General features: G+C 41.3%; 13 protein-coding genes. 8 read left to right on the plus strand and 5 right to left on the minus strand.

The window, feature by feature from the left end:
* The first annotated feature begins 54 nt into the window (after window positions 1–54).
* Entirely contained in the window at window positions 55–2,202 is a 2,148-nt protein-coding gene (locus tag DWW91_RS00975; RefSeq protein ID WP_122326677.1) for a GH92 family glycosyl hydrolase, read from the plus strand.
* Between the two features lie 84 nt (window positions 2,203–2,286).
* Here the strand turns inward: DWW91_RS00975 and DWW91_RS00980 are convergent, their stop codons facing one another.
* From DWW91_RS00980 to DWW91_RS00990, 3 genes are all read right to left on the minus strand, one after another.
* Window positions 2,287–2,976, minus strand: coding sequence for an ATP-binding cassette domain-containing protein (locus DWW91_RS00980; RefSeq protein WP_122326678.1), 690 nt, complete (start codon window positions 2,974–2,976; stop codon window positions 2,287–2,289).
* A complete protein-coding gene (locus DWW91_RS00985; RefSeq protein WP_122326679.1) occupies window positions 2,942–3,910 on the minus strand; it encodes a hypothetical protein in 969 nt (322 codons plus the stop codon). Before DWW91_RS00985 ends, DWW91_RS00980 begins: the two co-directional genes overlap by 35 nt.
* A 449-nt stretch (window positions 3,911–4,359) precedes the next feature.
* The gene (locus tag DWW91_RS00990) at window positions 4,360–5,241 is read right to left on the minus strand and encodes a winged helix-turn-helix domain-containing protein (RefSeq protein WP_122326680.1); all 882 of its coding nucleotides are present in this window, start codon (window positions 5,239–5,241) and stop codon (window positions 4,360–4,362) included.
* 156 nt (window positions 5,242–5,397) lie between these two features.
* Here DWW91_RS00990 and DWW91_RS00995 point away from each other — a divergent pair, with 156 nt between their 5' ends.
* Window positions 5,398–5,910 (plus strand): hypothetical protein, encoded by a 513-nt coding sequence (locus DWW91_RS00995; RefSeq protein WP_224263886.1) that lies wholly within the window; start codon window positions 5,398–5,400, stop codon window positions 5,908–5,910.
* A gap of 166 nt (window positions 5,911–6,076) precedes the next feature.
* Here DWW91_RS00995 and DWW91_RS01000 read toward each other — a convergent pair whose 3' ends face one another.
* Window positions 6,077–7,246: an ATP-binding protein gene (locus DWW91_RS01000; protein ID WP_122326681.1), complete on the minus strand. Its 1,170-nt coding sequence runs from the start codon at window positions 7,244–7,246 to the stop codon at window positions 6,077–6,079.
* A gap of 216 nt (window positions 7,247–7,462) precedes the next feature.
* On the opposite strand from DWW91_RS01000, the gene ruvB reads away from it, so the two are divergent.
* Together ruvB and DWW91_RS01010 are read left to right on the plus strand one after the other, a co-directional pair.
* Window positions 7,463–8,488 carry a Holliday junction branch migration DNA helicase RuvB gene (gene ruvB, locus DWW91_RS01005; protein ID WP_044215110.1) on the plus strand — a complete coding sequence of 342 codons (1,026 nt, stop codon included), beginning with the start codon at window positions 7,463–7,465 and terminating at the stop codon, window positions 8,486–8,488.
* An 8-nt stretch (window positions 8,489–8,496) separates the two neighbouring features.
* Window positions 8,497–10,002: a lipopolysaccharide biosynthesis protein gene (locus DWW91_RS01010; RefSeq protein WP_122326682.1), complete on the plus strand. Its 1,506-nt coding sequence runs from the start codon at window positions 8,497–8,499 to the stop codon at window positions 10,000–10,002.
* Window positions 10,003–10,004: 2 nt separating this feature from the next.
* Here the strand turns inward: DWW91_RS01010 and DWW91_RS01015 are convergent, their stop codons facing one another.
* Window positions 10,005–12,065: a sensor histidine kinase KdpD gene (locus tag DWW91_RS01015; protein ID WP_122326683.1), complete on the minus strand. Its 2,061-nt coding sequence runs from the start codon at window positions 12,063–12,065 to the stop codon at window positions 10,005–10,007.
* A 231-nt stretch (window positions 12,066–12,296) separates the two neighbouring features.
* On the opposite strand from DWW91_RS01015, the gene DWW91_RS01020 reads away from it, so the two are divergent.
* From DWW91_RS01020 to DWW91_RS01035, 4 genes are all read left to right on the plus strand, one after another.
* Window positions 12,297–13,655 carry a TIGR00341 family protein gene (locus DWW91_RS01020; protein WP_122326684.1) on the plus strand — a complete coding sequence of 453 codons (1,359 nt, stop codon included), beginning with the start codon at window positions 12,297–12,299 and terminating at the stop codon, window positions 13,653–13,655.
* Between the two features lie 15 nt (window positions 13,656–13,670).
* Window positions 13,671–15,803: a S46 family peptidase gene (locus DWW91_RS01025; RefSeq protein ID WP_370449547.1), complete on the plus strand. Its 2,133-nt coding sequence runs from the start codon at window positions 13,671–13,673 to the stop codon at window positions 15,801–15,803.
* A 909-nt stretch (window positions 15,804–16,712) separates the two neighbouring features.
* Window positions 16,713–20,033, plus strand: a complete 3,321-nt coding sequence (locus DWW91_RS01030; RefSeq protein WP_010801259.1) for a TonB-dependent receptor — start codon at window positions 16,713–16,715, stop codon at window positions 20,031–20,033.
* Window positions 20,034–20,045: 12 nt separating this feature from the next.
* Window positions 20,046–21,707, plus strand: coding sequence for a RagB/SusD family nutrient uptake outer membrane protein (locus DWW91_RS01035; RefSeq protein WP_009860562.1), 1,662 nt, complete (start codon window positions 20,046–20,048; stop codon window positions 21,705–21,707).
* The last annotated feature ends 57 nt before the right edge of the window (window positions 21,708–21,764 follow it).

Genomic DNA, 21,764 nt, shown 5'->3' on the forward strand with positions numbered 1-21,764 from the left:
ACAGATATAGTTTTTAATTCTTGATCATTATCATATTCTAATAATTAATTTAGCATGAAAAACTCTTTTTTTGCAGGTTTGCTGTCATTAACCATAATGATAAGTTGCCAGCCGGATAAACAACTTACGAATTATGTGAATCCTCTTTTGGGGACAGCTACGCTATGGGAAACGAAAGATCTGGGTTATGAGCGTCATTTGAAGACAAGGACCTGGGGGGCAGAAGTCTTTCCCGGTTCTTCCGTCCCGAATGCGATGGTACAGCTGAGTCCGGTGACTCAGTTCCGGAGTGGGGCCGGTTATCAGTATGAAGATACGGTCATCTATGGTTTTTCGCATACCAACAAAGGACATTGGAATTTGCTGCATCTCCCTGTCCTTCCGGTGACAGGAAATGTTTCCTCCGGTGATTATGCTTCAACATACAGTCATTCGAACGAATCGGCCCGTCCGGGTTATTACCAGGTGTTTCTGGAAAGGTACGGGGTCAATGCCGAACTGACTTCCACGCTCCGCTGTGCTTATCATAAATATACTTTCCGGCCGGATGACGACAAGAAAGTATTAGTGGATATCACACGGACAAACAATGGAGTAAGAGACTGGAGTATTCAAAAAGTCGACGATTATACTTTTTCCGGTAATCAGGATGCGGAAGGAAATATCCGTTTCTATGCTGTTTCCAATTATAAGATTGAGGATATCAGACAGTTGAAAGATGGTGAACATGAAGTTTCGGTTGTCAGTTTTGCCGATAGCAAAGGAAGTAAACCGCTGGAATTAAAGATCGGTTTTTCTTTCGTAAGTATTGATAATGCAAAGATGAACCTGGAGCAGGAAATGAAGGATAAGAGTTTTGCGCAGGTTCGTAAGGAGGCTGATAAGACCTGGGAGAATTTGTTATCCAAAATAGAAGTAACCGGCGGAACAGAACGTGAGAAAGGCATTTTCTATTCCTGCCTGTACCGTTCGTTCTTATGGCCGGCGTTGCGTAGCGACGTGAACGGGGAATATACGGATGCCAAAGGCAATGTGGTAAATAATGGTTTCCGTTATTATACCGATCCGTCATTCTGGGACGATTATCGCAATAAGTTGATTTTATTGGGAATGATTTCTCCGGATGTAACGACCGATGTGATCAAGTCCATCACGGATAAAGGCGAAAAGCGAAATGGTTATATGCCGACCTTCTTCCATGGTGACCATGCCTCTGTATTTGTTGCCGGTAACTATTTACGCGGATTGAAGGACTTCGATCTGAACCGGGCTTATAAACTGTTGGTGAATAATGCCACTGTCCCGGGAAAAGGCGGCAGGCCATATCTGGATGAATACATCGAACAAGGATGGATTGCAGAAAAGGATACCACCAATGTCCCGACCTGGGATGAATACAAAGCCGCTGTAACAAAGACTGTGGAATATGCATACGATGATTATGCGACCGCTTTGTTGGCTAAGGAGTTGGGAGATGAAAGTATTTATAAAACATTGATGGAACGTTCCGGCAATTATAAGAATCTGTTTGACCCGGGTACGGGCTTTTGGCGCGGAAAGATTGCCGATGGCAGCTGGATCAAGGATTTCGATCCTTACTATCCTTATTATGCCTATATGTATCGTGAGGCTAATGCCTGGCAGTCACTGTTCTTTGCTCCCCATGATCCGGAAGGCATGATTGCCCTTTATCCCGGTGAAAAAGCGGTCGAACAGAAGCTGGATTCACTGTTCACTGAACCGTGGAGAAACTATGAAGCGCATAATATGACCGGTTTCATCGGAAATTATTGCCATGGTAATCAACCGGACCACAGTGTTCCCTATACTTATTATTTCATCGGTAAACAGGAGAAAGCGCAATGTGTGCTGGATAGCATCATGAACCATTATTACGATATGGGTAAAGAGAAGCTCGCCTATTCGGGAATGGATGATGCCGGTGAAATGTCTGCCTGGTATGTATTCAATGCCATTGGTTTATATACCTATTCTCCGGCTGATCCGGAATATATTGTAACCGTACCTTTGTTCGATCAGGTGAAATTCACTTTAGGCGATAATAATCAGTTCGCGATCGTAAAGAACGGCAATGGGCGGAAGATTACGGATATCTCTTACGACGGTCAGAAAATCAAAGGTTGGTTTATTTCACATGACCTGTTGAAACAAGGAAAACAACTGACGATTACTACTGAATAAATATATAAAACGTTTTTCTATTCGAATTAGGGGGTGTTTCAAAGCCCCCTAATTTGTTTAGTACATGCCTATCGGATTGAAGGACTAAATAAGTCTCTTTATCTGATCGGAAGCCTGATCTTCTATGGTTGAATAGAGCCGTTTTTGAAGCATTTCGAACTGGTCCTTGGAATAGCTGTGGTCAATTGCCCCGTGATCGATATGGTGGATATAATCGCAACAGGAAGTCAGTGTTTCGAAAACATGTGAGGTGACCAGCACTGTTTTGCCCCCTTTCCGGAGTTGTTGCAGGATGAGGGTGAGGATATGGGCACTTTCCAGATCCAGGCCGTTGAACGGTTCATCCAGGACAACGATTGGTTTATCCAGCTTCAGAATGGCCAGCAGAGCGAGTTTCTTTCTCATCCCGGTTGAATAGTTCTCCGTTATATCGTCTAACGGAATATGGAAAAGTTGTTGCCAGTTGTCTGTTTTAAAGCCGTTTTTGCCGGCCGGGAAAAGATCCAGATATTCGCGCCCTGTCATATAAGGATAAAAGTAGTTCTCTGCTTCCAGATAGGCAATATCCTGCCTTTTCAGAGATCTGTCGTTATAGCTGACCGAGCCTGCGGATGGACGGATGAAAGAATACAGCGTATTCAGCAAAGTCGTTTTTCCGGCACCGTTCAGGCCGACCAGACCATGTATTTTCCCTGATTCCATCGATAAGTCGATCCCTTTCAGTACAGGAAATTCTTTTTTATATTCTACTTGTAGATTCCGGATTGTAAGCATATAAATAAGTTGTTAGATTCCGGCGCGCAGCCAGATAGTTTTTGACCAGGAAAAACAAGACTACCGGTAAAAGAACCGGAAAGAAAATGCTTATTACGGCTATTGTTATGGGGACCTGTCCTCCTGTTATTTTTATATTCGGCAGATAATGGGCATATTTATTTATAATAAACAGTGTTATGTTCAGGGAAACCGCAGCCAGAAAGGTGAGGATGAACCACCAATGCTCCGGATATAAAAGTGTATATATTGCGCAAACAGGAGTTGTTGCACATAAGAATAACTTCAAATTTAAACGAAGCTTTCCGTGCAGGAACCTGTTGACCGGACGCTCCTGTGAGCAAAGTATCTGTACCGGTTCTGAAAATCTGAATATATCGGATACTATGACTGTGAAGAACCAGAGCGATGCCAAAGAAGCAAAAGGCAACAACAGGCCTATCCATGCACTCACATAAAGGATCAGTAATAAACCGCCGTATTGCCGTATCCCTGACCGCAGTTCAAAGGCTTCCGCCGGTATCCATTTAGGGGAGTTCATTCCTTTTTTTGTCCGGTGGAAAGGCTGTTTTATGAAACCAAGACTTATGCATCCGGCTATAATTGCCAGCGATACATACCAGAATGAATTTACCGATATGATGATAAGGACCGGCAAGGACAGTAAGAGATAATCCATACTGAATACTTTCCAGGCTTTCTCCTCTGCAAGATAGATAAAATGATAGTCTTTTCTCCGTAATTGAATCAATGAAAGGAAAACAAGCAGGATACCCGCTATAATCAGGCTCCCATGTAAATCTTTTGTAAACTGATACAGTGCAATCCCGGCTATCAGTAAAATACCTGTCAGTATAACCAGATAGATAACAGGTATTTCACGAATAAACTTTCCTGCCTGGCGGAGCCGGAAACGGAGGAATGCGCTGTTCATATTATACGTAATTTAGTGTTCCGGACAAATGTAGGTAATTTTATTTGTTCTGCTAAAAATAAAAGCGGATTCCAGCATCAAAACTCAGGCGGAAAATACCGCTTCTTTCGTCATCCGATTTCTGGTACCCGGCATTTTATTGTTTCTTTAAACGCCAAGTTCTGTTTTTTGTTGTATCCGACGGATATTATCCCTATCTTTCGGCTATCAAACCATACCTTTCATTATCAACGCTTATTCCATACTTCTCTTGCTGACATCCCATACATTTTAGCGGCCGATAATTGTGAGCCGCTTGGCTCATAATTATCAACCAAACGGCTCATAATTGTCGGCCAATCGGCTGATGGTTATCAACCGCTGATTTCCTGCCGGGGAAATTGGAGTTAGTACGTATGGTAATTATAAAAGGATAGGGAAGAAATAGAAGTTTGATCGGGAGCTAATTGTTAGTTTTCTATAAACATAAGTTTGTAACTATCTTTAAATTCATATTGGATATATAATCCCAGTGGTTTTAAGGTTATATTTAAACGCGAGATAGCCTGTTGGATTGTGTTCTCTTCTACTGTACATCCTTTCCAGACCAGATTGCATAAGTCATTTATTGAACAGGTATTTTCAGGTGCATTGCAAAACGCGACTAATAATTGTTGTTGTTGGCGGGTTAGTTTTATAGTTTCTCCATTGTACTTTAATGTCTTTGTGCTTTTTTCAAATAGTAGATGAGGAGAGAAGATATGAATATCAGGATCATTGCTCTGTTTTTCCAGTTGTTTGAGTATTTCTAGTTTCTCTTCCGTTTGGATCAACTCATTTTGCAGAGAATTTTCTCTTTCTGTAAAATTATTAATAAGGATTGGGATCTTTTTTCTTAGATTGTACCAGGCATACCCCATAGACAATGTGAATAAAACCCAACCGACTAAGGCAACCCAATATGAGGTAGGCATACGGTATCCTAATGTAAATCCGGATATTTTTATATAAGCATTCAAAGTGATTCCTGTGGAACTAACTATATAAGGTTCTGTAAATAACGGGTCGAAAGAGGTTATATTAAAACGAGTACACTTTTGGCTCTTTTTATTGATCGTGTCGGTCATACATACAGCAGTAGTTATATGTATATTCTCTTTTTTCAATTTTTGTTGGAAAATCGTATCCAATTGATAAATGTTTATTGGATTTTTGAAAGATAATATAGATTGGAGGAAAGCGGTTAGTTTTTCGTCTAATGACTGATTAGATAAAGCAGGTGCTTTTACCTCAATTGTTTCAGATTTGAAAATACAACTGTCGGGAGTGGTTATAGCTGACGGTACATCCATCAAAGATACTTTTTCTGTTAATCCCTGAGATCTGTTATGAAAATCTTCTTTGACCGATTCTTTAAACAGGGTGACAGACTTTTCCAGAATATGTCTTTTTTCTATTTGGAAGAATGATATCTCATAGATGGACAATTAGGAAAGGATACTATAGGGTTGAAACGATTTCAACTTTTTTCAAAAGGGAATATTGAGGCAGAATATAATCGTTTCCCTGTTTCGGAAACTGAAAAGAATCCGGTTTTTATAACAGCTTCAGTTTCAGTTTCTCCGGATAAAAGGAAAATGGCTGTGGGAACTTTATTTGGTGGTATATTGGAGTTTTTTCAATTATCTGATGATATAAATATATCTTCCACACGTTATTTTTATTCTCCTGAGGTTAATTTTAGTGGTGGTTCATTACTTCCTACAGATCAAACTGTATATGGTTTTTCTGCTTTGTGCGCAACAGATGCTTTATTATATAGTGTGTTGATTGCCGATAAAGATCCGAATCAGTTTAATAAGATTTGTTCTTTTGATTGGAAAGGTAATGAAATTGCTAAATATCAAACAGATTGCCTTGTTTTTAATCTTTGTGCATCTGATACCGACACAAATAGATTATATGCAATAGCTATTTCTCAGGAAAAAGGTTTTTATTTAGTCAGTTTTGATTTGGAATAACTAATTTGAAAATATAGTCAGCTATTTGAAAATCGGAAATAGCTGACGTAACAATTTTTGCTCTACTCTCATTTGGTCAGGAAAGATGTTTCTCTTATGTTATCAGAGGATAGGCTGTTGTGTCTTCGACTTGTTTGACTGCCCCTTTTCAAATATAGGAAAGGGGCTAATAATTAAGTCCGAATTGCCACAAAGGAATTACGTTCATATATCCCTGTTCAATGTTATCCTTTACAATAAAACCATTCTCAGAACCTTGTAATTGTTTTTGTTTTTTATTTTTGCCACCAACTTCAAAAATATAGTTAGCTATTTGAAAATCGGAAATAGCTGACGTGATAACTTTTTGTTCTACTCTCGTTTGGTTTAGAAAAAATGTTTCTCTTATGTTACCAATCTCTGAAGTTTCCTGACCTAAACTATACATGAGAGTTGGATTATCTAAATAGACTTTATCCACTTTTCCAAGTCCTCTGATACCGCCTGTTCCGTCACGTAGTTGTGCTATTAACCCGGCTTCTTCCAGGTAAAGAAAATAGTCTGATAAATTGTTGCGACTTACTCCTAATATGGTAGCAATACTACTCATATTGGGTTTGAATGGTACACTTTGGGCTATGATTATAAGCAATTGTTTTAACTTTCGAGTTGTCGATATACTCATTTCTGCATATTGTGGAATGTCAACTTCCAGTGTTTTGTTTATCACTTGTTGCAAACGAATATTGAATTGATCTTCTTTAGAGAATGGATAATATCCTTGTTCTAAATAAGATTGGAAATAAGCGTAAGGGCGGAATTTATCAGGGAGTTCTGCACGATGTTGTATGATATCTGTCAATGAATAGGCGGGAATCTTTATATGATGAAACATCTCTAGATATTCACGGAATGAAAGTCCTTGCATGGAATAGACAATAGCGCGTCGGCTCAGATCTGTTGATCCTTTGTGGATATCAAGAATGGAAGAACCTGTAAAGAAAACTTTTAAGTCTGCATGATAGTCATATATTAGTTTTAATTCGCGTGCCCAGTCTTTGTATTTGTGGATTTCATCAATAATGAGATGTGTTCCGCCTCGCTTCACAAATTCATCGGCCAGATCAACGAGGTGATGCGCGGAAAAATATAAATCGTCAGCATTGACGAATAGTGTTGTATTTCGATTTAGTTTTTCTTTGGCATATTGTAACATCAATGTTGTTTTACCTATGCCACGTGGACCAACCAAGCCTAACAGACGATTATCCCAATTAATGCGGTTGAACATGTATCGATGAAACGTAGTGGATATACTACGTAACATTGCGTCAAAACTAGCTTGTAACTTTTCCATATGCTATGTGTTTTCTGCAAATATACTAATTTGCACTTCGGGAAGTGCAAATATGGCCTGTATTTGTGTTTTTTTTAGTGCAAATTGTGAATAAACTATCCGTAGATTGTTTCAGATAGCTCTTTCTGAGGATAGACCGCTACGTAAGTTATGAACGGGAGCCAGACGGTATAAAGCAAATATATTTACTATCTTTGCAAGTCAATGAGCAAAAATATGGAAGACGATTTTGATATAAGGGACACCCGTATGCCGGAAAGTGAACGAGAGTATGAGAATGCGCTCCGACCGCTTTCTTTTCATGATTTCAGCGGACAGGCCAAGGTGGTCGAGAACCTGAAAATATTCGTGATGGCTGCCCGTATGCGTAAAGAAGCATTGGATCATGTGTTGCTGCATGGCCCTCCCGGATTAGGTAAAACAACGTTGTCGAATATTATAGCCAATGAGCTGGGAGTTGGTTTTAAAGTAACTTCCGGGCCGGTTCTGGATAAGCCCGGTGATCTGGCGGGGGTACTTACTTCGCTGGAAAAGAATGATGTGCTTTTTATTGATGAAATCCACCGGTTGAGTCCGATCGTGGAAGAATATCTTTACTCGGCTATGGAAGATTACCGGATCGATATTATGATCGATAAAGGACCGAGCGCACGTTCCATTCAAATAGACCTGGCTCCTTTTACACTGGTTGGGGCGACAACCCGTAGTGGTTTGCTGACCAGTCCGCTGCGTGCCCGTTTCGGTATCAATATGCATCTGGAATATTACGAGATGGAGACATTGACGAAGATCGTGTTGCGTAGTGCCGATATTCTGAATGTAAAATGTGAACTGACAGCTGCCCGTGAGATCGCTTCCCGGAGCCGCGGTACGCCTCGTATTGCCAATGCGCTGTTGAGGCGTGTACGTGATTTTGCACAGGTAAAAGGTTCCGGTGAAATAGATAAGGCAATTTCCTGCTATGCGCTGGAGGCACTAAATATTGACCGATATGGCCTGGATCAGGTTGATAATAAGTTGCTGACTACAATTATAGATAAATTCGGCGGTGGTCCGGTCGGACTGACTACGATTGCTACGGCTTTGGGAGAAGACCCCGGAACGCTGGAAGAAGTGTATGAACCTTTCCTTATCAAAGAAGGATTTATCAAACGCACACCTCGGGGACGTGAGGTTACGGATCTGGCTTATACCCATCTGGGACGTAAAAGGGGCGAAGAACAAGGGTTTTTATTTGACTGAAAATAGTTATGGCTGGAGGAATGAAGCGGCTCGCAGGAGAGACTGCGATTTATGGTGTTAGTAGTATCGTAGGGAAGTTCCTGAACTGGATGTTGGTGCCGATGTATACGCGTGTGCTGGCGACGGAAAGCGATTATGGAATCGTGACCAATTTGTATGCCTGGACGGCATTGCTGATGGTTATTCTGACTTATGGGATGGAAACGGGATTTTTCCGTTTTATGAATAAGAAAGAAATTGCGCTTCCGATGCGGGTTTATGCTACTACATTATTTAGCATTGCTCTTACTTCTGTTCTGTTTGTGGTGTTGATATTCAGTGCGCTGACTCCAATTAGTAATTCTTTGGGGTATGGTTCGAATCCTGAGTTTGTAGGGATGATGTCGGGAATTGTGGCAGTCGATGCCTTTTGTTGTATACCGTTTGCATTTCTCCGGTATCAGGGGAAAGCGGTTCGTTTCGCTTCTATTAAGCTGTTTAATATTTTTCTGAATATTGTTTTAGTTCTTTTCTTTCTGATAGCTTGTCCATGGCTCTATGATCATGCCCCTGCATTGGTCGATTGGTTTTATATCCCTGATTATCAGGTTGGATATATTTTTGTGGCAAATGTAATAACATCGCTTGTAACACTTGTGTTATTGTTTCCCGATATGATTCCGGGTTTACGGGAAAAAGCCAGTTTTGTTTTACTTAAACAGATGCTTGCTTATTCTTTTCCGATCCTGATTTTGGGGATTGCAGGTATTTTTAATCAGACAGCCGATAAAATACTATTTCCTTTCCTATTCGAAGATAAGGAAATGGCTAATACCCAATTGGGGATATATGGCGCTTGTTTTAAAATAGCAGTTGTGCTGGTAATGTTTACACAGGCATTTCGCTACGCTTACGAGCCATTTATTTTTGCAAAGAATAAGGATGATGACAGTAAAAAGTCATATTCGGAGGCGATGAAATATTTCATTATATTCGCTTTGCTTATTTTTCTGGCAGTGATGTTTTATATCGATATATTTAAACATATTGTCCCTGCTTCCTATTATCCGGGTTTGCGCGTTGTTCCTATTGTTATGTTGGGAGAATTGTTCTTCGGAATATATTTTAATCTCTCGTTCTGGTACAAACTGATTGATCAGACACAGTGGGGTGCTTATTTCTCGACGATAGGATGTGTTGCGACGATTCTGATCATTGTTTTATTTGCTCCGACATACGGATATATGGCTTGTGCCTGGGCTTCTTTTGTTAGTAACCTGGTTATGATGTTGTTATCCTATTTTATCGGACAAAAGAAATTCCCGATCCAATATGATCTTAAATCGGTGATCACTTATTCTGTATTGGCAACCGTATTTTATCTGGCCGGCATGTTGCCGACGATAGAGTCGGAAATCCTGCGTCTGGGTTACCGCACATTGCTGCTTTGCCTCTTTGTCGGTATCGTTGTAAAACGCGATCTGCCATTGGGAGAGTTACCTTATGTAGGGCGTTATTTCGCTAAAAAGAAATAATTTTATTCCGGTTTGATCGGGATGATCAGCGTAATGCGTAGTCCGGTTGTATAATCCGGGTCTACGTAGATCTGGCCTTTCATACGCTCTGCAATCTGGCGGCAAAGATATAATCCCAATCCTGAACCGGGAACGAAATCATCCGCTTTGGTGAACCGTTCGAATATCCATTCACGTTTATCGGGCGAAATACCGCAACCGGTATCTGTGATGCTGACGATCATCCGGTTTTGTTCTTCTTCCGCTTTATAGGAAAGGACAATACTTCCCCGTTCGGTGAATTTGTTTGCATTGTTCAGCAAGTGGGCCAGGATCAGGCTGAAATGGCTTGAATTGGTAAAAGCAATATCCTTGTTCCGGTCGCCTTCTATTTGGTAATCGATGTCTGGTTTGCTGTTGAGTCTTTTGAGTTGTTCCATTTCACAGGAACAGAGCAGATGGATATTTACTGGTGATAAGGGCAAATCCTCCTTGTTGCTGTCCAGTTGGGCAATTTCGAGTACGCTGTTCATCATGGAAGTGATATGGTTGCAGTTCTCGAAAATGATCTTGCTGAATTCCTGCTTTTCTTCAGGCGTAATGTCTTCTGTCGTAATCAGGTCGGCAAACCCGTTGATCGCGTTCAGGGGTGTGCGGACTTCGTGACACATGTTCTTAATGAAGGCATTCTTCATCTTTTCACTTTCCTGTGCTTTCTCGCTGGCGAGGATGACCAGGCGGTTCGACTCCTGTAATTTCTTATACAATGAATTGATTTTCCATAAGCGGAACGCAACAAAGACTGCGAAACTGATAGCCAAGATAAACAAGGCCAGGAATATATATAGCTGGCTACGGCTTTTCTGTAAGTCCACTTCCAGTGCTTTCTTCTCAATAACCAGTTCGTCTACCCGTTTATTGATTTCCAGGTCTTCCAGTTTGTCTTTCATGTTTTTGAGTCGTGCCGAATCCACCAAAGCTGCGTATTCTTTGTGGGATTCATAAGCTTCCTTATATAGATGCAGGCTGTCGAGCATATCTATCTTTTCTTTGAGCGTCGAAACGACATGGTCTGATAAATCGATTTTAAAGTCGGCATTGCGGAAATAATGAATAACGGAGTCGCAATATCGTATGGCCATCGGATAATCGTTGGTTGTACGGTAAAAATTCAGAGCTGTGAAGAAACGGTCATATTCGGCAGAGAAAGCAGCGTCTTCCGGATATTTCCTGTTCAGTTCCATAAAGTGCTGGAAATAAGAAGAGGCTAGGTCTTTTCCAAGCGTCTTTGCCGTAACGGCCAGAGAAGAATAGGCGTTCAGTAAATGCCGTTTGCTGATGTAAGGACGCTTTTTCATCTCTTTCGTTTCTGCATATTCTTTTTGCATTTCCAGATAGCGAAGCGCATAAGTCGCCTGGTCATTCATCGCGCCTGAATAATTCGATTCACCTGAATAGAGGGTCAGAATACTGAACGTATTTAAGCGGAATAAGTAAGAATATTGTAGCGGGATATTTTCCGACAAGTCGATGATCGCTTTAAAACGTGTGCATATACGCTTGTTCCATTCCTCTTCGTTACCCGGTTCAACCCGGTTGCCGTAAGCCATTCCGAGCACATAATTGATCGATATTTTTTCGAGGACCGAAAGATTTTTGTCTGTTTCCAGTTTAAGCCGGTATTGCTCGATCAGTTTCTTCCTGTCTTCTCCTTCGGTATAGAAAACCACGCGTACGTCGATGATTGTCTGCATATAAGTTACCAGAAAATCGCGTGCTTTGCCTTTCAGCTCGCGTTTTGCTTCTTCCATGTAAACGTTTGTGCTGTCTTTGATGTCGTTGTTGACATAAAAGCGGAGAATTTCGGTCAGGGCAGCTTCTTTATAATAATCGTTATCGTTGGCCAGTGCTTCCTTATACAGCTGTTTGGCATAGTCAACCTGTTCTTCCTGCCGGGAGATATCCATCAGGTTTGTCAATGTCTCCAGCTTTTCTTCCGGGGAGGATATTGATTTTAAAGCAACGCTTAAAGCCTCTTTGGTAGCCGTGTTGTCGGCAGCAGCAAAGAGTATATTGCCAAGCATGTATATCAGAATTAAGTAGCGTTTCATTATTTATATAAACATTTAGATGGACTCCTTTTCAAAATAATATTCTTCTTTGTGCAAAGTTAATTGAAAATCAATAAGACTTCGAATTTTATGCCGGTTATTCTTGTTCACACTTCTTATTTTTTATTTAGGGATACTATTTCTATCTTTGCACGATTAAGGTGTGGCTATTAGTCGGAGTATTTATCAATACAAGATAGTGGGATGGAAAAAGGAGTGTTACACAAGCAAATAAGAGACTTCTTTGTTCGTAATTTTGACGTTCGCCAGGAGAAGGAAGATGAACTCGAAACGGTTGAGTCTATAAGAAAAGGTATTGAGTTTAAAGGTACTAATCTTTGGGTTTTGATCTTTGCAACATTTGTCGCTTCGTTGGGTTTGAATACAAACTCTACGGCGGTGATTATCGGTGCGATGTTAATCTCTCCGCTGATGGGACCTATCATGGGGTTCGGTCTCGGATTGGGCATCTATGATTATGACCTGATCAAGCGGTCTTTCCGTAATTTTGCGACGGCAACGGTGTTCAGTGTGATCACTTCAACCCTGTTCTTTTTGATCTCTCCGATCAGTGAGGCGCAAAGTGAATTGTTGGCGCGTACGCAGCCGACCGTCTATGATGTCCTGATCGCTTTCTTCGGTGGATTGGCCGGTATTGTTGCCAGTTCAACCAAAAGTAAAGGAAATGTGATTCCGGGTGTGGCTATCGCTACGGCGTTGATGCCACCGCTCTGTACGGCCGGTTTCGGATTGGCAAGCGGGAATCTTTATTATTTCTTCGGTGCTTTTTATCTCTATTTTATCAATACGGTGTTTATCAGTCTGGCAACTTTCCTGGTGGTCCGTGTACTGAAATATCCAAAGAAGATATTCCTGGATAAACAACGGGAAAAGGTGGTAACACGCTATGTCGGGGTGATTGTTTTTTTCACGATCGTACCGAGTCTTTTCCTGAGCTATAACCTGATCCGTACCAGTTATTTCAATGACCGGGTCGCTAATTTTGTGACGGAAGAACTGGCTTTTCCGAATACACAGATATTGAGTAAAACAGTGACGGATACGAGCGAGAAGAAAGAAGTGAAAGTCGTAATGATCGGTGAAAATGTGCCGGAACCCATGATCGAAATTGCCCGGACCCGGCTTCGCAAATATGGTTTGAAAGATGTCTCTCTGGTCGTCCAGCAAGGTTTCGGACAGGAAGCTACCGATATAAACGAACTGAAAAGCATGCTGATGCAGGATCTATATAAAAATAGTGAAGAAGTTCTTCGGGTACAATCCATACAGATCGATTCCTTGAAAAAGACGGTAGACCGGTATAAGAGTGCTTCGCGTATGACTTCGGAGTTGATTCCGGAGATGAAAGTTTTATTCCCGTCTGTTCTTGAAGCCTCTTGTTCGAATACCTATATTGTAAGTACTGACAGCATGAAACAGGACACAGTCATGTTGGTTTACCTAAAAAGCAAAGAGCGTATCAATGAAAAAGAACAGTTAAAGATCCGTGAGTGGCTCGGTGCACGCGTAGATGCGAAAAATATTAAATTACTAATAGAATAAAAAAGAATGAATTTTATGAAGAAGGTGTGGGCAGTTTTACTGCTTCTTGTTGCTGCAGGCCAGGTATATGCCGACGAGGGCATGTGGGTTCTGAAGGAACTTAACAAACAAAATCTGGCTCGAATCAAGGAATTGGGATTTGTCCCGTCCTATCAGCAACTCTACAGTGAAACCGACCCGTGTGTGGCCAATGCTGTTGTTATTTTCGGTGGCGGATGTACCGGTATTACCGTATCGGAAGAAGGATTGATCTTTACTAATCACCATTGTGGTTTCGGTTCTATCCAGCAGTTGAGTAGCGTTGAACATGATTATCTGAAAGACGGTTTCGTTTCTCAGAGTAAGGAAGAAGAATTACCTGTCCCGGGACTGAGCGTGCGCTACCTGCGTGAAACGGTTGACGTAAGCGACCGTATCAACGGTGAAATCGCCGGTATTGAAGAAGAATATCTGCGTTTGGCTGCTGCCGATTCTATCGGACAAGTCATCTGCGACTCGATCGGCAATACGGAATTCCAGGCTGCGGATGTAGTTCCTTTCTATAATAATAACAAGTATTTCCTGGTTGTTTACGATGTGTTCAACGACGTTCGTATGGTATTTGCTCCGCCCAGTTCAGTCGGAAAGTTCGGTGGTGACACGGATAACTGGATGTGGCCGCGTCATACAGGCGACTTTTCCGTATTTCGTGTGTATGCCGATGCTGATAACAAACCGGCGGAATACAGCAAAGACAACAAGCCTTACAGCCCTAAATATGTAGCAGAAGTTTCCCTTCAGGGATACCAGGATAAAGATTACGCGATGACAATTGGTTTCCCGGGCAGCACAGACCGTTATTTATCTTCCTGGGGTGTGAAACAGCGTATTGAAGACAGCAACAAGCCTCGTATCGAGGTACGCGGCATCAAACAAGCTATCTGGAAAGATGCTATGTCGGCAAGCGATGAAGTCCGTATCAAATATGCCTCCAAATATGCCGGTAGCTCTAACTACTGGAAGAATTCTATCGGTATGAACCGCGGTCTGGCTAATCTGAACGTGATAGAGCGTAAGAAGGAAGAGGAAGCTGCTTTTGCCGCCTGGGCCGGTCAGACACCTGAACGTAAAGCCAAATACGGCGAAGTGCTGAACCTGTTGGAAAAAGGATATACTTCGACGGATGAATACCGGAAAGTTTCCACTTATCTGTCAGAAGCATTTGTCAGCGGTACTGAAATTGTGCGCCTGGCGCGTATGGTACAGGGTGTGGATATAAACGGTTCTACTCCGGAAGAAATAGACATGGTCCTGAAAGATAAGATCCAGCCGTTCTTTAAAGATTACGATGCCTCCCTTGACCAAAAGGTATTGGCTGCCATGATGAAAGTGGTGAAAGAACGTGTTCCGGCTCAATATCTTCCGGATATCTATCAGAAAGTGGATAAGAAGTATAAAGGTGACTATGCAAAATATGCAGCAGACGTCTTTAAGAAGACTTCACTTTTGTCATACGACAAGATCGAGAAGATGCTGAAAGATCCGAAACTGTATGCGAAATTGAAAAAAGATCCGGCAGCCGAACTGAGTTTGTCCACGCTGATCTCTTTGTTCGAGTTGCAGCAGTTTATGGGCGATGCTCATTACGATATTGCCAAAGGCGAACGCCTGTATTTTGCCGGACTGAAGGAAATGTATCCGGAAAAGCCCCTTTCTTCGGATGCGAACTTCACGATGCGTTTAAGCTATGGTTCTATCGGAGGGTATCATCCGTATGATGCAGCCTGGTATGACTATTATTCAACGGAGAAAGGTATCCTGGAAAAAGAAAATCCGGAAGATGATGAGTTCTGGGTTCAACCGGAAATCCTGGACCTGATCCGTAGCAAGGACTTTGGTCAGTATGCCAATGAAAACGGACAGTTGCAGCTTTGCTTCCTGACAAATAACGATATTACCGGTGGTAACTCCGGTAGCCCTGTATTCGATAAAAATGCTCGTCTGATCGGTCTTGCTTTCGACGGAAACTGGGAAGCCATGAGCGGTGACATCGCTTTCGAACCCGACTTGCAGCGTTGTATTGCAGTAGATATCCGTTATGTACTTTATATGATCGACAAGTGGGGTAAATGCCCGCGACTGATCAAGGAATTGCAGTTGGTCAGATAATATTGAAAGATCAACGTACTGAAAAAGCATGAAACTGTGCTAAAAGTCTTTGGCTGGTCTGTGATTGATAGGCCGGTTCCGGAAATAGACTTTTGGCACAGTTTTTTTTCTCTAATGCACTTCCAAAATGTTAAATAATGATTGTAATGACATAGTTTTTGAAGAACTATGGTATAAAATCGATGCAAATATAATGTAATTTTCTAATAAATTAATAATACACCCTTATTATTTTCACATATAGATTAAATTTTAACATAGAGATAGCCACTACCATAATGTCTGATTTACAATTATATACTATTAACGGAATACAATTAGATAACAAACGAAACAACCAAAAGTTTATTAACATTTATTTACTATATTGAAAGTATAGAAATAAGCGACAACGCTATTCTCAAAAAACGCATATAATGTTGAAAACCAGTCGATTCAAAACACCTTTCTCGTTCAAATTCCCATCTGTTTTCGATGCTTGGAACGGAGTCAGAACGGACTCACAACGGAGTCAGAACGAAGGCAGAGTGGAGGGAAACCGGGGTCAAAACGGGTTCAGATAGGCTTTACACTGTTAAGGTATCAAAAAAAACAAGATCATCCATTGTTCATTTTATTTATGGTTATTTAGTATATATCCGCCACAGAGGGGGGTTGCTTAACACTTAGTTTGTATTTTATTCAAAAAGAAACATATGTAATCATTTCTGTTTTTTTGATAACTATTGTCACCATAGTTCTTCAAAGACAATGGTCTTTTTAATGAGTTTAAACAAACGAATGAAAAACCTACGAGTATTTCTCTATGCGATTAGCTGTGGTCGAAGTTGTTGATATTAAAAGAGCTTGCGCTCTTCTATATATTTTTAATATGAAAAAACAGAATTGTTTAACTTTTAAATTTATTTTATGTTGACAAATTCGAAACTGGTTAAAGCTTTGGTTCTGGCAACCGTATTCGGTATGGGCGGAACTATCCATGCAGCCGTAATCCCTTCCTCCGAAGGAACTATGATTACACAGCAGAAAAACAAAGTTACAGGTAGTGTTGTAGACGAAATGGGACCTGTAGCCGGTGCTTCCATTTCTGTGAAAGGTACTTCAAACGGTACGATTACCGACCAGGATGGTCGCTTTGTTTTAGATGGAGTACAAAAAGGAGCGGTATTGGTTATTTCGTTTGTCGGAATGGCTACACAGCAGATTACTTGGGATGGACATAGTGCCGTGAATGTAAAACTACTGAGCGATACGCAGGATTTGGACGAGGTGGTTGTCGTTGCCTATGGTACGGCAAAGAAATCGTCGTTTACCGGTTCTGCCTCAATAGTCAAATCCGACCAGTTGGAAAAGATTTCAGGGGCCGGTTTTGCGGAAGCTTTGCAAGGTATGTCGGCCGGTGTGAATGTCTCTAATAATGAGGGTAACCCGGGGGGCGAAACGCGTATTCAGATTCGCGGTATAGCTTCCATGTCCGGAAAGTCGACACCTTTGTATGTGGTAGACGGCATGCCTTATGATGGTAAGTTGACCTCTATTTCGCCTTCGGATATAGAGTCGATGACGGTATTGAAAGATGCCGCGGCAGCTTCGTTGTATGGTTCGCGTGCAGCGAATGGGGTAGTGGTAATTACGACAAAGAAAGGTAAATCGGGTAAGCCTGTTATCAATTTCAGAGGAGCGTGGGGTACTTCCGATAATGCGGTGGCTAACCCTAAAAAGGCAGATCCTTACCAGCAAATGACCAATTTGTGGCGTGCCTTATATAATGATAAGTATTACGTGGAAGGGATGAGTAAGCAGGATGCAGGCGATTATGCGTCGGCAAACTTGTTGTCGCGTGCTGTAAATCCACGTGTAAATTCAAAAGGCGAAACGGTTTATGTAACCCCGTTCAAATGGACCGGCGATGCTTCGAATTATGTATTGCATGATGGAAATGGCAACTGTTGGGCTAATCCTAATTTGGAAATGGTTTGGGATGAAAGCGATTATGACTGGTACGGGGCTGTTTTCTCACGTAAGTTGCGCCAGGATTACGGGCTGGATGTCAGTGGTTCGAGCGATAACGGGAAAACAAACTATTATACTTCTATTTCTTATTTGAACGATAAAGGGTATGCTAATAACCAGTATTACAAGCGTTACTCATTCCGTGCGAGTGTGACTTCGCAAGTGATGGATTGGTTGCAGATGGGAGGAAACTTGGCCTATAGCTATTCTCGTCAGAACGTTTCAGGGGCAAACCGTGCGTTGGTTTATTCAAACACGTTGAATTCGCCTTGGTTAAGAAATGAAGACAATACGGATTGGTATCGTTCGGAGAAGACCGGTATGCGTATGAACGATTACGGTGTGAACAGTCGTAATTTCTTCGGAATCCATGTCTTAAACGGGGCCGGCGATTATTGGAATAACCCCAATGATGATAATTTCAGCAATAAAGAGGGAGGTATGTTGACGGCTCATTATTTTGCCGAATTTTCTTTGCCGTTCGATATTAAGTTTAAGACGAATGTGAATCTTGACGATATTCAGGAGAATGGCTACGGGTATAGCTCGGCCGTGCATGGTTCGGGGCAACAGAAGCCTTTTGGCGTGACGGTTATGACCAATGGTGGAGATGCCACACGTGAAAACTGGAAAACAACTTCTGTTACATGGAATAACTTGCTGACTTGGAATCGGTCTTTCGGCGAACATAATTTGGATGTATTGTTGGGGCATGAGTTATATTCTTATAACCAGCAATATAATTATGGTTATGGTGAGGGCATCATGCAAATGGGACAGTATGAACTGGAATCAACGACTGCAAACTGGAGCGTAAGTTCTTACCGTAATCGTTATTCTTTGTTGTCTGTTTTTGGCAAGATAGATTATAATTTCCAAAACAAATATTATTTGTCCGGTTCTATTCGTCGCGACGGCTCTTCACGCTTCAGTAAAGACAGTCGTTGGGGTAACTTCTTCTCCGTAGGTGCTTCTTGGAGAATTTCGAAGGAGAATTTTATGGAAGATATCGATTGGGTTGATAATTTGGCGTTACGTGGTAGTTATGGTACTTCCGGTAACGATAAGTTGGTGCCTCGTAATACAAGTAGCGGTACTGCAGGAGATGAAATTTTATATGCTTATCAAGCCTATTATACTTCTGCTGATTTTTATGGTGCTGCCGGATATAAGCCGCGTACGATTGCTACACCTAATTTGAAGTGGGAACGCAACGAACAGTATAATATAGCGTTAGATTTCAGTGTCTTAAGTCGTTTGAGCGGAACGATTGAGTATTATTCCCGTAGTTCGAAAGATTTGTTGTATTACAGGAATTTGCCGTTATCCGCACAGGTAGGTGATGCTGCCGGTTATAACACCAATATGGGAAATGTGCGTAACAGTGGTTTGGAATTGACACTGAGTGCAGTAGCCGTCAAGACCAACGATTTTCAGTGGAACATTGATTTTAATATGTCTACCTTGAAGAACGAGGTGACATATCTGCCGGGTGGCTCTTATACGTATGCGAACCGTGGTGCAACATATAAATTGGAAGAAGGACGTTCTTTATATGAATTTTATATGCCGAAACATGCCGGAGTAAATCCGGATAATGGTAACAGAGTCTATCTGATTAAAGACGATAATGGTGGTTGGAAAACTACGGAAAATTATTCAGACGTCACGATGGACGATTATCAATGGTGCGGCTCTGCGATACCGAAGGCATTCGGTTCTTTGACTAATACGTTTACATATAAGGGATTTGATCTTTCTTTTATGTGGTATGCTTCTTTGGGGTCGAAAATGTACGATTATGTATGGTTGGAACGTACTGCCGGTTTGGATGGAGTAGGCATGATTATGGATCAGGTGGAAAGCAGATGGGAAAAGCCGGGTGATGTGGCAGAATTCCCTCGTTTGTCTTCTGCGAATGCCTCTTTGAACGTAAAAAGAACGGATTTCTTTATTCATAATAATGATTTCTTGCGTTTGAGAAACCTCAATTTAGGATATACCTTACCGAAGGCTTTGACCAAAAAAGTCGGGGTTTCAAATGCCCGCGTATATATTTCAGGCGATAACCTGTTGACGTTTGGTCCTGCCGCAAAACGTCATTCGGAACCGGAAACAGGTGTTATGGGTAACAACTATAATGGTAATACCGAAACAGACAACGGTATCCAGGGGTCAAGACGAGTTTATATGTGTGGTATTCAGGTTTCATTTTAATAAGAGTTTGATATGAAAAGAATATATAAAAATATGAAGTTTGTTGCTGTTGCTCTGTTGGCTTTTTCTTTGAGTAATTGCAATGATGAATTGACAACAAATTCATCGACTGATATAGATGAGAATACGATTTTGGGAAGCACTACGGGGCTGAACATGGCTTTGAATTCGGCTTATAAATATTTGTTGATGGGTGAACAAGGTGGAAGTAGCCAGAACGATGCTTGTTATGCTGGCGTAACCGGTCTGTGCATGTATTACGATTTGCCTGGTGCGGATATTATGAGTACGAAGAACTATGGCGGTTCGGTTGAGGATAGCTATCGCTTGACGGAAGGACGTACACAGGCCGCAGGAGATTATTCTAAACGTATTTGGACGAATATGTATAAGATTATCAACCAGGCGAATATTATTATCGATGCACTTCCGGAGGCTTCGGGTGATGAATCGGAAAAGCCGGTTATCAAAGGACAGTGTTTGGCCATGCGTGGAATTTCTTATTTTAACCTGTTGTTAAATTATCAGCAGACTTATGCGATAGCCAAGGATAAAAGAGGAGTTATCTTGCGGACTTCTTCCAACGAGCCTGATTCCAAAGGGTTCTCGACTGTGGAAGAATGTTATAAGCAAGTGCTTGATGACTTGACGGCAGCCAAAAGCTTGCTTGCTTCATATGACCGGGAGGAACAATGGAAACTTAATGTGGATGTGGTTTCCGGTTATTTGGCTCGTGTTTATCAGGTAATGGGTGATTGGGATAAAGCTTTGGCTGAGGCTAAAAGTGTTTATGACAAGTATAATACGTTGATGAGCAAAGAGGAATGGTGCAGCGGATTCGATAATTTGTTATCGGATGGTTGTAAAGAAGTTATTTGGGGGCTGAATTTTACTAATTTGTCGAATATTAGTTCGAATACTGAATTCAATTACTGGTATAATCAGGATCCGAGTTATGGAGAAGGTATGACAGACGGTCCGATTTATAGTTTTATCAATTTGTTTGTAGACGATAAATTCGTTCAATTGTTTGATGAAACAGATTTTCGTGGTAGTAAATGTACAAAGACCGAAAGCGTAACGGACGATGATGTTAAGTCGGTAATGTTCTGGCACCGTACAGCTAATGGAGACAAAGAGATTGCTGCTAAATGGGCTTACAATAAATTTAAATATTATGGAGATGCCAATGGTGCTCCGCAGGGACATACTTATCCGGAGTTTTCATTAATGCGTTCTGCTGAAATGTTATTGATTATGGCAGAAGCGGAAGCGAATCTCAATAATACGGCAAATGCATTAACTTATTTGAATACACTGCAGAGTGCACGTAACGTTGCGAAGCCAACAACTACAACGGCTAAAACAGAGTTGTTGGAAAGTATATATGTAGAACGCCGTAAAGAATTGTTGGGCGAAGGGGTGACTGGTATGTATGATTTGTTGCGTTTACAAAAACCTTTGTATCGCTATGGTGCAACAGCTTCAAATCCGGCCGGGCATTTTTCTTTAGGTATGACTTATTTGGATAACTATAATGCAGCAGATGCTGAACCTTATGGATATCTGCCGTCAAATGATTATCGTTTTCTTTGTCAGATTCCTCAGTTAGAGTTTACTAATAATGACGCAATAGATGCTTCAAAGGATCAGAATCCTTTCCGTGGACAATAATAATGTTGGAGTATGTTTTAAAAAGGAAGATGGGATAAATTAAATAACGTTTTCTAT

Source organism: Parabacteroides sp. AF17-3 (genome assembly GCF_003635445.1).
GTDB classification, from domain to species: Bacteria; Bacteroidota; Bacteroidia; order Bacteroidales; family Tannerellaceae; genus Parabacteroides; species Parabacteroides goldsteinii.